Below are 12,570 nucleotides of genomic sequence, written 5' to 3'. Positions count from 1 at the left end.
GACTAATGCCTTCATTGGTCTCGTGGCCGAGTGGCTAGGCTGAGCTCTGCAAAAGCTCCTACAGCGGTTCGAATCCGCTCGAGACCTCAAACCCTTTCCGGTAATCGGGAAGGGTTTTGTATTTATAACCATCAGGTTGACTATCTTTCCTTAATCTTACGCCATGACCGAACGCGAACTGATAAAGCTGGAAGCTACCATCCGAAACAAGATGGAGGAGGTAAAAAAACAACGCCTAAGCCTGAAAGACTCAGGCCTTGGCGGATTGATGAACACCCTGAAGAAAGTGGATGAGGCATTATATGAGAAGATAATGCCGGAATACAAAGCGATGGTGAAGGAGTTTAATATTTTTAAGTAGTGGCTAATCCATATAGCTCTCTTGTAAAGTTAGAATAAAATTATCGATTGTTTCTGCTGACACAGGGTTGTCATACGGGTAGTTGAGATTTGGTTTATAAACCAAACATAACTATCCATGGAACCGACAATCAAACAACACACACCGGTAATTACAGCGGCCCAATTGCTCGAACACTGGCAAGGGCACCGCAGCCTTACGCGCAGGGTAATTGAGGCTTTTCCTGAAAAGGAATTATTCACTTATTCCATTGGCGGTATGCGAACCTGTGCCGCATTGGTAGAGGAACTGCTGGCCATTGCGGTGCCAGGGTTGCGTCAAATTGCAGAGGGCACAACAGAAGAATTAAAAGAACATTTAACCCATAATAACAGTAAAGTGAAATTGCTGGAATTTTGGGATGAGGCCACCCCCGAGATAAACCGTTTATGGAGTGAAATTCCACTTTACAAATTTCAACAAAACATACTTACGTTCGGTCAGTACGAAGGAACAGTATGGTCCTCTATCTTTTATTTTATCGATAATGAGATCCACCACCGTGCACAGGCATATGTGTACTTGCGAAGCTTAGGCATCGAGCCTCCTCACTTTTGGGAGCGATAGACCTGGATCCAAAAAGCCCGGCTTAACTATAACCGGTTAGGCTGGGCCGAACCTTACTTTAAGGCTGCGGGGGATGCCTTTTGCTTGTTTGTGCTTTCATGGTAAACAGTATTTTTGTGCTTACTTTTTTCATGGAGCGCATCAGGACATTACTAATACAGGGGAAGGAAATTGTTGCCATTGATTATTCAAACCTGAAGGAAGCAGACATGATTGCCCTGGCAATTGATGCCAAGAAATACTTAATGAAAACGGAAGGCCCCAAGTTTATTATCAACTCGTACAGCAAAACATTTATTACCCCGGCTTATGTAAGGCACATGGAGAAGGATTATGATGAAGTAAAAAATTATATTAACAGGAATGCCCTTGTTGGGCTAAACACACCGAAAATGATGATCCTGAAAGGTTTCAATCTTTTGTTGGGTACGGACTTTCGGACGTTTGCAACGGAGCGCGAAGCAATTGAATATTTGATTGGTGCGCCTGTTGTTGAAGAATTAAAACCAATTTTTGTTTCAACCTAACCCCAAGCCTATGCCCGCATATATTATCGTTGATGTGGATATAACAGATCCGGTTCGCTACGAGGATTACAAGAAATTAACCCCTGGCCTTGTGGGTGCCTATGGAGGCAAATTTATTGTTCGTGGAGGTGCGACAGAGACCCTTGAAGGTGAATGGCAGCCAGGCCGTGTGGTAGTTATTGAATTTCCCAGTGTGGAAAAAGCCAGGGCTTTTTATATTTCCGATGCGTATACAGCCGCCAGGAAAATTCGTATGGAGGCATCAACCGGTAAGATGATTTTAGTTGAGGGTATTTAGCCTCAGCTAATCTGGTTCAAGTCAACGTAGTCCTTTATAAGCCTGATGGCCTCTTGTATAGCATTGACTGAAACCACGCGATAGGTTCCAATTTTTTTGAAAAACATGGTTGACAGTTCGTCCTGCGCCAGCAATATTACTTTTTTGTTGGCACGCAACGCCAATGAAACCTCCGAGGCAGTCCCGGCCGCCATGCCCAACACAACCAGCACATGGCTGCTTAATACATTAATGTTGTTGCGGGCACTGCCCATACCGGTTACAATTTTTATTTGGGCATAACGCGAAGCACCGGTAGTTGATTCTCCGGGCAATATGCCTATGGTAAGTCCTTTGTTGTCGGCTGCACCTTTTAATACGGCATTCATCACACCAAATTCACGCCCACCCGTAAGTACTGCCCACCCTTGTTTGGCAATGGCGGCACCTAAATCGTAGGCTAATTCATTTTCCTCGGGCGTTGCGTTTTCACCCGGCCCTAATACGCCAATAATAACTTTCGAAAACATGGAGGAAAGATACGCGAGTAAAATAGGATAACAAGCGTTAGGGTTGGTACCTAAAATTCATGCTCACAGTCAAGGCAATGCCCCACTTTTTTGGGTGGGAAAAGAACTACCAGAAGTGTGAGTAACAGAGAAGTTATGCGCCAGGATAATTTCTTGGAATAACCATATTCGATGCGCGTGGATTGACAACGTGGGCATCGGGTTGTCTCTTCATCGGCCAACATCACCGTTTCAGCCAGTACCTGCCTCACCTGTTCTTCATCTTTCTGAAAAATATGTAAGCGCACGCTAAACCTTGGGTTTTGGATGGGGTATAAGCTGGCCAGGTTTTCTTCTGTTAAAAAACAGGGAATACCGTAAGCATCCAGTTTTGTTTTTGCCAGACTGGCCTCCAAACTGTTTTCAAAACTGCCAAACACAATAATATTATCGCGGTCACTCATCGTTCAGTTAATATACTGAATTATCCAATCCGAACATGGGGAAGATTTTTTACCTTCATTATATGAAAGCCGGAAGTTTATTGCCTGTTGTTCTTTTTATGGCCTTGGGGGCTGTTGCGCAATCCCTTAGCGAGGCGCAACAAAAAGCAATCAATAATTACATTACCATGGTTAACCAATTGTCCAATGAATTGGCAGGCCTAGGGCCATCGCTAGCTGCTTCGTATCGGTCCATGCTGGAATTCCGAAACAAGCCTCGCCCGGTATCGCCATACAGTTGCCGGATGGACGAAAAGAAATATTACTTTGAAGAAGCACAACGCACAGCCTTAGCTTTGGGGGCTGCCGGGGCAAACTTTAAAGCAAAAGCAGAAGCGGCACGATTGGCCTGGCTTAAGGTTGATGAAACCTGTAAAGCCATTGAGGTTTATTTCAGGTTAAAAGATTACGAATCCGACAACTTTAAACGTTTTGAAGAATTAGTTGGGCTTATTGATGCGCAGGTGCAAGAATACGCGCACCGGGTGGGTGAGTTACAACTCGAAACCGAAAAGCTTTATGCCCGGTTACAACCGCACAATGCCGCTAATCCGTATCACAAAGCCAGCAAACTCATGCGCGACCAATTGGTGTTTGAACATGAATTGTTGGATGCACTTATTTTCAATGTAAACGAACAGGTGCATACAGGTTGGCCCGTAGAAAAAGCACAAAAACACATACTGGATGATTCCCGTAGGGTTGACGAATTGAAAAAAGGTGTTACGGGTATTCAATACCCCGCATCCTCTATGTACACATCATTCGTGGAGGGGATAGAATCCCTTCAAAGTACGAAACGTAACGGTGTTGATGGATACACTTATGAAAAGCAACAGTCGGATGAGCATAGCAATGGGTTATACAAAAACCTCATCAATTACTATAACCATGTAGGTGTATCGTTCTATGAAAACTTTGTAAAACAATCTGTTTCCGCAGGCTTTCGTGGTATATACTACCTGAATTTTGTTCCGGTGTTCAGTGTGCGCTCTACCGTAAAGGAAATCAACCTGGAGGTAAAACCATTTGTCGATAGGCAAACACCTCCATTTACTGTAACGCCTGTATCCACGGCTGTTCCTCCCGCGGTATTCAATGCACTTTCAAATTACATACAGTTTATAAACGAAGGCATGGCACAGGTTAACCATATGATGAACCCCATGCACAGTTTAAACAGTTCGGCATCATATGGTAAAATGCGGTTAAGGGCAACCGGTAAAATGAACCTTGAATATTACTATAAAAATTTTGAGGTGCCGGTTACACACTTTCAACGCACGATTGATCAGGGAAAAACTTTACCGGTAGCTTATCAGAAACCCTTGAACGACCAGGTGGAGGTATTACATGCCATCCTGACTGAACTGAACCAGTGGAATACTGTGTTGCTCGCAAATTCGGCATCGAAACAATTAACCAAAGACAGTATGGATTATGTGTACGGTGTAATTGAACGATTCGTGGTTCTCGCCAATGCATTTGATGAAAAAAAAGAGCGACTTTACCAGGATGTAAGACGCATAATGGAGTCTTATAAACCCGCAAGCCCCAAAAGTTCGTGGCAGGTTTCGGGTAACGCAATGTTGGCCTTGTTGGATGAAAATCATAAGGAATTGTACAAGGCTAAAAGATTTTTGTTGGGTGATTCTTTACAGAAGGCTTACACGGAGGATATTGAGCGTATGTCGCGCGAATTGATTGTTAATGAATACACAAACCTGGAGGGCATTCAAAAGTACGGCAGATCGAACGGTAACTGTCCGTACACCCCTTATGAAGATTTTGCTGAGTACGCTAAACGCTTTGCGGAGTCGTTGAAAAAACTTAAACCGTCAAAAACTTCATCGTCCTATTATCGTCATCCGTACAATGAATTGATTTACCAGTATAACCAGGTACTGATAAGGGATTACAACAAATTTGCCGAATTATCGAAAGTACCCTTATTGAAAGCAGTGATGCAGGTTGAGTTATTTGAAATGATACCCCATCGTAAAGCTGAGCCCAGGCCTGAGGCTTTGCAACCATCCCCTGTTGTAAAAGAACCTGCTACCACACCATTACCAGTATCAAAAGAAGAAAGCAAGGGCAATCAAAAGGATAAAAGAACCGCTGCCGACAAAAAGGCACCAACAAAAGTTGGCGGTAGTGTTGTGCGCGATACGGTGCGCATTACAGATATTATACGCATAGAAACTGTTCGGCAAGATACTGTTTATGTATCGCGGGTAGATACCGTATATGTAGGCATGCCCGGGGAAAACATCATGTCGATGGAAGGTTATGCTACCAACAACATTGTATTGCTGTTGGATATTTCAGGCTCAATGAACAGCCCCGATAAATTACCGTTATTAAAAAAATCGGTCTTGTTGCTGATGAAGATGATGCGACCGGAAGACCAGGTTTCCATTGTTACCTATTCCGGAAAAGCCAAAGTTGAATTGCCGCCCACATCGTTTAAGGATGAAATTAAGATTACACAAGTTATTGAGCGGTTAAAATCAGATGGAAAAACAGACGGGATTGCCGGCATAAAACTAGCTTATCAGGTGGCCGATAAGAACTACATCCGGGGTGGCAACAACCGAATTATTTTAGCCACCGATGGTGAGTTTCCCATCGGCAACCCCACGTACGAAATGGTGAAGAAATTTGCCGGTGAAGATATTTTTATAACGGTTTTTAATTTTGGCAAGGGTTCTTCGGCTAAAAACCTGCAACAATTGGCAGCCTTTGGAAAGGGTAATTACGAGCACATTACCCGTGAGAATGTTGATTTGAAATTGATCAAAGAGGTGAAGGCAAAGCGTAGTAAATAATGAATATTTTCATGTTAAAGCTAGTGCTGCTTGTGTGTTTTCCTGGCTTACAAAAGGCCTTTCCAGAAAATATTTCAGCTAACTTGTAACATCCGGTTAACCCCATCGTCTGGTTATTGGATTTTGATTGATGAATCTGGAAACTTTTCAAAACCGTGTTCTTCCTGCAAAAAACAAGCTTTTTCGGTTTGCCCTGCGCATGCTGGGCAGCGAAGATGAAGCCAAGGATGTAATACAGGAGGTATTTATACGTGTTTGGAACAACCGGGAGCAAATGGATCAGATCCAGAACATGGAAGCCTGGTGCATGCGGATAACCAAAAACCTTTCGCTGGACAGGCTCCGGTCGATACAACGAAAAGGTACCTATCCGATGGAAGAAGGATTTGATGTGAAGCACACCGATGCAACACCGGATGTTAAAACTGAAATGGGTGAAAGTATGCTGAATGTAAATCAATTAATTGCTGCCCTGCCTGAAAAGCAACGGCAGGTTATTCACCTCCGCGATGTGGAAGGGTACACGTACAATGAGATCTGCGAAATTCTTGAATTGGATATGAACCAGGTAAAAGTGAGTTTATTCAGGGCACGAAACGCGGTAAAAGAAAAATTGATGAAAATCAATGCTTATGGACTCTAAGAAACTGGAAGAACTGTTACAAAAGTATTGGGACTGCGAGTCATCGTTGGAGGAGGAGGAACAGTTACGCACATATTTCTGTGGCAATGATGTTCCGGATCAATGGCGTGAAACTGCCATACTCTTTCGCTACTTCGATGAACAAAAGGGTAAATCGGTTGATCCACAATTTGAAAATGTTGTGGTAAGCCAGATTAAATCAACGAAACGCGCAGAAAGCGGAAAGCTGGTTAAGCTGTTCTCTAACACGATGCGCATTGCAGCCGGTGTGGCTGTTTTACTGGCGGCTGTTTATTTTGTCCGGCAGGAACTTCGTAGCGACAGTACGGTAGCCGTTGAAGACACCTATGACGACCCGCAAAAAGCATTTGAAGAAACAAAACGCGCGTTGCTAATGCTGTCAAAAGGTTTTGGCCAAGCTGAACAACAGGCTAAGAAAATAAATGTTTTTAATGAGGCACAAGAAAAAGTACAAACCTCAACTACTTCAGATAACGAATTATAATTGAATCAAGAATTTATAACTATGAAAAAAATAATCACACTTTTAGCTTTAATCGTTTTGGGTACGGGAGTGTATGCACAGAGCGAAGTCGTTACAAAATTTTTCAATAAATATGCATCCGATGACTCGTTTACCACACAGGTAACAATATCCGGAAAAATGTTCAGCTTATTTACGAATATGGAAGTGGATAAGCCTGAGGATAAGGAGGTGCTTGAGGCGATCAGCAAAATAAAGGGCCTGCGTATTATCGGAAAGGAAAACACCAGCGATGCCAGGAATCTGTATAAAGAAGCATCATCAGTAATCCTGCAAAATAAATTTGAAGAACTCATGTCGGTACGCGATAAGGATACGGATATGAAGTTCTACATAATTGAAAAGGGCCCCGGCAAAATCAGTGAATTGATCATGGTTTCGGGCAGTCAGAAGGATTTTATGATTATGACGTTGTTTGGCGAAATCGATCTAAAACAAGTTTCGCGCATCGGACAAAAAATGAACGTAAGTGGCCTCGATAAACTTGAGAAGATTGACGAGAAGGGTAAAAAGAAGAACTGATCCTAACCCCCATAAATTAAAGCAATCACTGAACCTGGTGGTTGCTTTTTTCGTATTTGTGAATAACCCATCAACCATGAAACATTCTATCCTTTCTTTATTATTCACTCTTGCTTCCATTACGCTTAGCGCTCAGAGCAAGACTACCGAGAATCTTCAGCAACGCTATAGTGGTTCTTTCTCACTTTATTTTTATCAGAATACTTTAAGAATGCTTAACCAAAGTGAAAGTAAAGAATTTGATGAGCTTATTAAAGATATTGAAAAGATGAAGTTCCTGATGATCGATAAGGAGAATCGATTTACGACCAAAGATTACAACAAACTTAAGTCAGACTATATTGCCGAAGCTTTTGAAGAGGGCATGACTACACGCTATCAGGGAAGAAATTTTGATATACTCTTAAAAGAAAAGGCCGGAAAAACAAAGGGTATGGTGGTGCTGGTTAACGATTCAACCAGTTTGTATGTACTTGACCTGGTGGGCAGCATTGCGTTAGATAAAGTAACAACCCTTTATAAAACACTGGACGAGAGTACAGATGTGGGCAAAAAAATTAAAAACTTTGCCGACCGTAATGCAAAGCGTAAAGAGGGCGACAAAGAAGGTGATGATCATTAATGTATTCACGAATCTTTAAATCGTAAAGCATTGGAAACTGTTCTCTCCATTCAAGATCTCTCCAAGCATTTTGGCAGAATAAAGGCTGTAAACAACCTGAAACTTGAAGTACAAAAAGGTCAGGTGTTTGGTATGCTTGGCCCCAACGGCAGTGGTAAAACCACTACCTTAGGTATGCTCATGGGGGTTACAAACCCAACTTCCGGAAAGTTTTTGTGGTTTGGTGAAGAGCCAACCCCTCAGTTGCGCAGAAAAATCGGGGCAGTATTGGAGCACCCCATTTTTTATCCTTACCTCAGCGGACAAAAGAACCTTGAACTCAATGCCATGATCAAGCAGTGCCCGGTGGAAAATATTCCGAGGGTGCTGGAACTGGTTGAACTTACTGAACGCAAGGACGATAAATACAAAACCTATTCATTGGGTATGAAGCAGCGGCTTGCCATTGCCTCGGCCTTGCTCAATGATCCTACGGTTCTCATTTTGGATGAGCCTACCAACGGACTTGATCCTATGGGTATTGCCGAGATCAGGGACATCATCAGAAAGATTGCAGCGAATGGCAAAACCATTATTCTGGCCAGTCACCTGCTGGATGAAGTGCAAAAGGTTTGTACACATTTTGCCATCCTTAAGCGTGGCAACATGGTATACACCGGTCCTGTAGATGATGTTGGAAAGGGTTCAGAAACGGTAGAGGTAAATGCGGAAGTAGAAAACCTGAATGAGATATTGTTGACATTCCCAGGCACATCCTCTGTTAATCGCGAAAATGGTGTTTACCAGGTAACCATGCGCGAGGGCCATCATGGAAAAGAGTTAAACAGGTTTTTGTTTGAAAAAGGTATAATGGCCAACCACCTGGTTACAAAGAAGAAAAGCCTGGAGAAGCAATTTCTGGAAATACTTGCTGAGGCACATTAAGCTGGATACATATGCTACAACTGCTTAGAATAGATTTAAAAAAACTTACCAGTTACCGTACCTTTTGGATTATTTGTGGATTGTATTTCTTTACGCTCCTCACCACAACGGCCAGTGGCATGGAGTTTTTGAAATGGCTTGCCCGCACGGTTGAAGGGTTTGGCCAATCCATTAACATTAAGCGCATTCCTCTTTATCATTTCCCGGATGTGTGGCAAAACCTGGCCTGGAGCAGCGGTTTGCTGAAGATCATGATTGCCATTATGGTGATGATCTCTATCACAAATGAATATTCTTACCGTACCATCCGCCAGAATATTATTGACGGCTTAAGTCGTAAAGAATTTCTTTTATCCAAGATATACACGAATTTTTTGTTAAGTGCATTAAGTATGGTATTGGTGTTTCTTGTGGCACTCGTCACCGGACTTATTTACTCCAGTCACCTGAATATGGACTACATGTTTCAAGGAGTGGAATTTTACCCGGCATACTTCCTTGAAGTTTTTGCTTTTTTATCGTTTGCCTTAATGCTGGGCATTTTTGTTCAACGATCTGGCCTGAGTATTATCTTATTGTTGAATTCTTACCTGATTGAACTTATTATTAAAGAGAATATTGATGACTATGTTCCGTGGTTGATCAAATTCTTTCCGTTGGAATCAATTATGAATTTAGTGCCCATGCCTTTCGCACGGTATGCGTTTCAGCAGATTCAGGATTATGTTAGCCTGCAGTCTGTAGCTATAGCACTGGTGTGGGCTTTTTTGTTCAACTATTTTAGTTATCTGCGGCTAAAGAAAGCAGATTTGTAATATTCCCCCTGCAATCGTTTTCATTGACTGTACGGTGGAAAATCCTACATGGGGGCAACGTTAAGTGCTATTCCCCGTTACTTTGTGGTATTAAATAAATCGCAATATGAATACCATTCAGCTTTTGGGATTAGTGGCGGGTTCCTGTACTACAGCTGCCTTTATTCCGCAGGTTGTTAAAACCTGGAAAAGCAGGTCGGCTAAGGATTTATCGCTTGGGATGTTTTCTATTTTTTGTACCGGTGTTTTGTTATGGTTAGCCTACGGGTTACTCATTATGGACATACCTGTAATTATTGCAAACATGGTAACCTTAGTGTTGGCGTCTTTCCTGCTCGTGCTTAAACTCCGTTGGAAGCACTAGTCATGATCGCACGCGCAGTACTTATCGCTGCTTGCCTTTTCAAAGCATTCCTTTCCTTCTTTGTACGAGAACCACGCCAGGCCAAGTGTGCCGGCTGCATCAATGTAGGGCAGGTTGGTGAGTTCGTACAGTCCGCTTGAGACCAACAAGATAATGGACATGTATACACACACCAGCGTGCAATTGGCATCGGCCAGGATGGCTTCGCTGTGCAGGGCATTTCCAACTTTGCGTTTACCATAAATAAGCGCAAGCATTACTAAAATGCTTATGCCTGAAATGATCACGCCCCAAAAGGTTGTTTCCGGTTTTTGTCCGGTATAGATTACGATGCTTGCCCCGATGATTAGGCCGGCAACCAGCAGGTAAAACGCGGTACCGGTTATGCGCAAAGCTGTGCGTTCAAAACCATCACGGCTTGCGGTTGGATTATGGCGAATGCGAAGAATCATGTGCATGATACCTATTCCTGAAATAAGTTCAATAAAACTATCTACCCCAAATCCGAATAAGGTTAAGGTTTCATCCTCATAGCCAAACCAGGTGGCGATAATGCCTTCAACAAGATTATAGAGGATGGTAAATACCGCTAATAGCAGTGCTGTTGTGTAGAGTTTATTTTCTTTCTGAGTTACGGCTGTGATATCCATAGGCAACGTGCAGGCACAAAAGTAGCACCATCAATCATTTATTGATTGATAGGTCAGCACTTTAAATTTACCTCCAATACTCCACTGGGAAGAGTTATACATATTGGTATAGATAATGCCAATGAGTTGTTCTTTCGGGTCGGCCCAGTAGTGGGTATTAAATGCCCCGCCCCAACTGAATGAGCCTATGGACACAATGGATTGATAATCATTACTTTCTGTCTCTAAACCAAAAGCCAACCCAAAGGGATTGGCATCGGGCACGTACAGTTGATTGGTGAGTATAAGTTCAACGGTTTTCCGACTCAGGATTCGTACACCATTGTACTGCCCTTTGTTGAGAAACATTTGAAGAAACTTCGCGTAATCCTCAACGGTTGAGGATAACCCGGCTCCCCCTGAAAAATATTTTCCGTTGCTTTTCGGATAATCGGGGTTAACGTTATCATAAACAGGCGCTACCTGACGTGCAAGCTTACCGCTCTGATCGGAATACAAGGTAACAAGCCGATCGTGTTTGTCTTTTGGTAAATAGAACCAGGTATCTTTCATGCCCAACGGATCGAATACCCGTTTCTTTAAAAACTGATCGAACGGCATACCCGACCATAGTTCAACCAGGTAGCCGATCACATCAATATTTAAACCGTAGGTCCATCGCTCACCGGGCTTATGTTTTAAAGGCAATCTTGCCAGTATTTTAATTTTATCACCAAGCACATCACCATCGTTACCAATGCCGCTGGGCACACCAGCTTTTGCATAAATTGCTTTGAACTCGTTACTGCCGATGGCGGCATAATCAATACCTGAAGTATGAGTGAGCAGATGTCGTATTGTAATTTCTTTACCAGCGGGTTCGGTTGTGTAGCTGCTGTCGGCAGCATTAAAAGATTTTAGTACTGTAGGGTTTTTGAATTCCGGGATATAACGTGAAACAGGATCATCCAGTTGAAACTTTCCTTCTTCCCACAAGATCATTGCCGCTAAACTGGCAATAGCCTTGCTTTGTGAAGCGATACGGAAGATGTTGTCTTTCTGCATTGGTTTTCTGGAATCGATGTCACTATAGCCATACGCCTGGTGATAAACAATTTTTCCGTTGCGGGCAATCAACACCACTGCTCCGGGAATGGATTTTGATTCAATTAGTTCGTTTATCATTTGATCGATACGCTTTAAGCGTTCGGGCGAAATACCATTTGATTCAGGTTTTGAAGGTGTTAAAACCTGTGCATGGACAGCAAAGAGGATAAACGAGAATAGAATAGTGAGATTTTTTTTCATTGTGAATACGAAGGTCAGATTTTTACATGGGCCCAGTTTACCCCCGATTTAATCCTGTAAAGTTGCATTTCTGAAATGCCAAATTGTTTTGCAATAATTTTCATGCGGGTTTTACCTTCAGCCAATTTGCGCTTAATAAGCTTCACACGATCGGTGGTTAGCTTTTGCCCGCGGCCACTGTACTCGGCTTTTGATTTAATGTAGTTCGGGTCCTTAACCATGTGGGCATGCATGTCATCTTTGGTTACCCACTTTAAATTCCGGTAGTAATTGTTTTCCTTCTTATGGTCCAGGTGAATGACAAACCGGTGTGCTGCACTTGGTTTGTCACAAAAATGCTGGGCAACCAACCGATGGACCAGGAAGCCTTTGCTGGCCCCATCTTTACGCAGTTGGATGCCCGGGTAATTTTTGATGTAGCTGTATTTCAAAAAATAACCATTGTCGTAAGTGCCCCAAAAGGAAACAACACGACCGAAGTTGGAGATAGCATACCGCTGTCCATCGCCACCTTTAAAGCCCCGAAGGGTTTCCCATTTTTCGGTGGAGTGGAATTTTAGTTTTTCAATTTTGCGACCTGTGCTCATA

General features: G+C 42.8%; 17 protein-coding genes and 1 tRNA gene. 13 read left to right on the top strand and 5 right to left on the bottom strand.

Annotated features, from left to right (window positions below):
- The first annotated feature begins 16 nt into the window (after positions 1 to 16).
- The 5 genes from KIT51_14795 (at position 17) to KIT51_14775 (ending at position 1,792) form a co-directional block, all read left to right on the top strand.
- Positions 17 to 87: transfer RNA gene (locus KIT51_14795), tRNA-Cys, on the top strand.
- 76 nt (positions 88 to 163) lie between these two features.
- Complete coding sequence (locus KIT51_14790) at positions 164 to 361, top strand: hypothetical protein (protein UYN86122.1); 198 nt, start codon at positions 164 to 166, stop codon at positions 359 to 361.
- Between the two features lie 117 nt (positions 362 to 478).
- Positions 479 to 967: a damage-inducible protein DinB gene (locus tag KIT51_14785; GenBank protein ID UYN86121.1), complete on the top strand. Its 489-nt coding sequence runs from the start codon at positions 479 to 481 to the stop codon at positions 965 to 967.
- A 116-nt stretch (positions 968 to 1,083) separates the two neighbouring features.
- On the top strand, positions 1,084 to 1,494 hold the full coding sequence (locus KIT51_14780; GenBank protein UYN86120.1) for a hypothetical protein: 411 nt from the start codon (positions 1,084 to 1,086) through the stop codon (positions 1,492 to 1,494).
- Positions 1,495 to 1,504: 10 nt separating this feature from the next.
- On the top strand, positions 1,505 to 1,792 hold the full coding sequence (locus KIT51_14775; protein UYN86119.1) for a DUF1330 domain-containing protein: 288 nt from the start codon (positions 1,505 to 1,507) through the stop codon (positions 1,790 to 1,792).
- A gap of 2 nt (positions 1,793 to 1,794) precedes the next feature.
- On the opposite strand, the gene KIT51_14770 is transcribed toward KIT51_14775, so the two are convergent.
- Together KIT51_14770 and KIT51_14765 are read right to left on the bottom strand one after the other, a co-directional pair.
- Positions 1,795 to 2,301 (bottom strand): TIGR00725 family protein, encoded by a 507-nt coding sequence (locus KIT51_14770; protein UYN86118.1) that lies wholly within the window; start codon positions 2,299 to 2,301, stop codon positions 1,795 to 1,797.
- Positions 2,302 to 2,351: 50 nt separating this feature from the next.
- Entirely contained in the window at positions 2,352 to 2,744 is a 393-nt protein-coding gene (locus tag KIT51_14765; GenBank protein UYN86117.1) for a DUF2007 domain-containing protein, read from the bottom strand.
- A gap of 35 nt (positions 2,745 to 2,779) precedes the next feature.
- Between KIT51_14765 and KIT51_14760 the strand changes: the two genes are divergently transcribed.
- The 8 genes from KIT51_14760 (at position 2,780) to KIT51_14725 (ending at position 10,045) form a co-directional block, all read left to right on the top strand.
- Positions 2,780 to 5,611, top strand: coding sequence for a VWA domain-containing protein (locus KIT51_14760; GenBank protein UYN86116.1), 2,832 nt, complete (start codon positions 2,780 to 2,782; stop codon positions 5,609 to 5,611).
- Positions 5,612 to 5,741: 130 nt separating this feature from the next.
- Entirely contained in the window at positions 5,742 to 6,254 is a 513-nt protein-coding gene (locus KIT51_14755) for an RNA polymerase sigma factor (GenBank protein UYN86115.1), read from the top strand.
- Positions 6,244 to 6,759, top strand: coding sequence for a hypothetical protein (locus tag KIT51_14750; GenBank protein ID UYN86114.1), 516 nt, complete (start codon positions 6,244 to 6,246; stop codon positions 6,757 to 6,759). Before KIT51_14755 ends, KIT51_14750 begins: the two co-directional genes overlap by 11 nt.
- A 21-nt stretch (positions 6,760 to 6,780) precedes the next feature.
- Positions 6,781 to 7,320 carry a DUF4252 domain-containing protein gene (locus KIT51_14745; protein UYN86113.1) on the top strand — a complete coding sequence of 180 codons (540 nt, stop codon included), beginning with the start codon at positions 6,781 to 6,783 and terminating at the stop codon, positions 7,318 to 7,320.
- A gap of 76 nt (positions 7,321 to 7,396) precedes the next feature.
- Positions 7,397 to 7,942 (top strand): DUF4252 domain-containing protein, encoded by a 546-nt coding sequence (locus KIT51_14740; GenBank protein UYN86112.1) that lies wholly within the window; start codon positions 7,397 to 7,399, stop codon positions 7,940 to 7,942.
- 30 nt (positions 7,943 to 7,972) lie between these two features.
- Positions 7,973 to 8,866: an ABC transporter ATP-binding protein gene (locus KIT51_14735; GenBank protein UYN86111.1), complete on the top strand. Its 894-nt coding sequence runs from the start codon at positions 7,973 to 7,975 to the stop codon at positions 8,864 to 8,866.
- A gap of 11 nt (positions 8,867 to 8,877) precedes the next feature.
- Complete coding sequence (locus KIT51_14730; protein ID UYN86110.1) at positions 8,878 to 9,681, top strand: ABC transporter permease subunit; 804 nt, start codon at positions 8,878 to 8,880, stop codon at positions 9,679 to 9,681.
- Positions 9,682 to 9,787: 106 nt separating this feature from the next.
- A complete protein-coding gene (locus KIT51_14725; protein ID UYN86109.1) occupies positions 9,788 to 10,045 on the top strand; it encodes a SemiSWEET family sugar transporter in 258 nt (85 codons plus the stop codon).
- Here the strand turns inward: KIT51_14725 and KIT51_14720 are convergent.
- The 3 genes from KIT51_14720 to KIT51_14710 are packed head-to-tail and all read right to left on the bottom strand — an operon-like array spanning position 10,042 to position 12,569.
- Positions 10,042 to 10,695, bottom strand: coding sequence for a cation transporter (locus KIT51_14720; protein ID UYN86108.1), 654 nt, complete (start codon positions 10,693 to 10,695; stop codon positions 10,042 to 10,044). The two genes, KIT51_14725 and KIT51_14720, sit on opposite strands and share 4 nt — an antisense overlap.
- A 30-nt stretch (positions 10,696 to 10,725) precedes the next feature.
- Positions 10,726 to 11,982: a beta-lactamase family protein gene (locus KIT51_14715; GenBank protein UYN86107.1), complete on the bottom strand. Its 1,257-nt coding sequence runs from the start codon at positions 11,980 to 11,982 to the stop codon at positions 10,726 to 10,728.
- 14 nt (positions 11,983 to 11,996) lie between these two features.
- Positions 11,997 to 12,569 (bottom strand): helix-turn-helix domain-containing protein, encoded by a 573-nt coding sequence (locus tag KIT51_14710; GenBank protein UYN86106.1) that lies wholly within the window; start codon positions 12,567 to 12,569, stop codon positions 11,997 to 11,999.
- Between the last annotated feature and the right edge of the window lies 1 nt (position 12,570).

The organism is Cyclobacteriaceae bacterium (assembly GCA_025808415.1).
Classification (GTDB): domain Bacteria; phylum Bacteroidota; class Bacteroidia; order Cytophagales; family Cyclobacteriaceae; genus UBA2336.
This window is presented reverse-complemented; position numbering and strand designations above follow the sequence as displayed.

What these genes read in the sequence shown, in the direction of transcription:
- KIT51_14790 (UYN86122.1), top strand. Translation starts at nt 164, where the DNA reads ATGACCGAACGCGAACTGATAAAGCTGGAAGCTACCATCCGAAACAAG.
- KIT51_14785 (UYN86121.1), top strand. Translation starts at nt 479, where the DNA reads ATGGAACCGACAATCAAACAACACACACCGGTAATTACAGCGGCCCAA.
- KIT51_14775 (UYN86119.1), top strand. Translation starts at nt 1,505, where the DNA reads ATGCCCGCATATATTATCGTTGATGTGGATATAACAGATCCGGTTCGC.
- KIT51_14770 (UYN86118.1), bottom strand. Translation starts at nt 2,301, where the DNA reads ATGTTTTCGAAAGTTATTATTGGCGTATTAGGGCCGGGTGAAAACGCA.
- KIT51_14765 (UYN86117.1), bottom strand. Translation starts at nt 2,744, where the DNA reads ATGAGTGACCGCGATAATATTATTGTGTTTGGCAGTTTTGAAAACAGT.
- KIT51_14760 (UYN86116.1), top strand. Translation starts at nt 2,780, where the DNA reads ATGGGGAAGATTTTTTACCTTCATTATATGAAAGCCGGAAGTTTATTG.
- KIT51_14755 (UYN86115.1), top strand. Translation starts at nt 5,742, where the DNA reads ATGAATCTGGAAACTTTTCAAAACCGTGTTCTTCCTGCAAAAAACAAG.
- KIT51_14750 (UYN86114.1), top strand. Translation starts at nt 6,244, where the DNA reads ATGGACTCTAAGAAACTGGAAGAACTGTTACAAAAGTATTGGGACTGC.
- KIT51_14745 (UYN86113.1), top strand. Translation starts at nt 6,781, where the DNA reads ATGAAAAAAATAATCACACTTTTAGCTTTAATCGTTTTGGGTACGGGA.
- KIT51_14740 (UYN86112.1), top strand. Translation starts at nt 7,397, where the DNA reads ATGAAACATTCTATCCTTTCTTTATTATTCACTCTTGCTTCCATTACG.
- KIT51_14730 (UYN86110.1), top strand. Translation starts at nt 8,878, where the DNA reads ATGCTACAACTGCTTAGAATAGATTTAAAAAAACTTACCAGTTACCGT.
- KIT51_14725 (UYN86109.1), top strand. Translation starts at nt 9,788, where the DNA reads ATGAATACCATTCAGCTTTTGGGATTAGTGGCGGGTTCCTGTACTACA.
- KIT51_14720 (UYN86108.1), bottom strand. Translation starts at nt 10,695, where the DNA reads ATGGATATCACAGCCGTAACTCAGAAAGAAAATAAACTCTACACAACA.
- KIT51_14715 (UYN86107.1), bottom strand. Translation starts at nt 11,982, where the DNA reads ATGAAAAAAAATCTCACTATTCTATTCTCGTTTATCCTCTTTGCTGTC.
- KIT51_14710 (UYN86106.1), bottom strand. Translation starts at nt 12,569, where the DNA reads ATGAGCACAGGTCGCAAAATTGAAAAACTAAAATTCCACTCCACCGAA.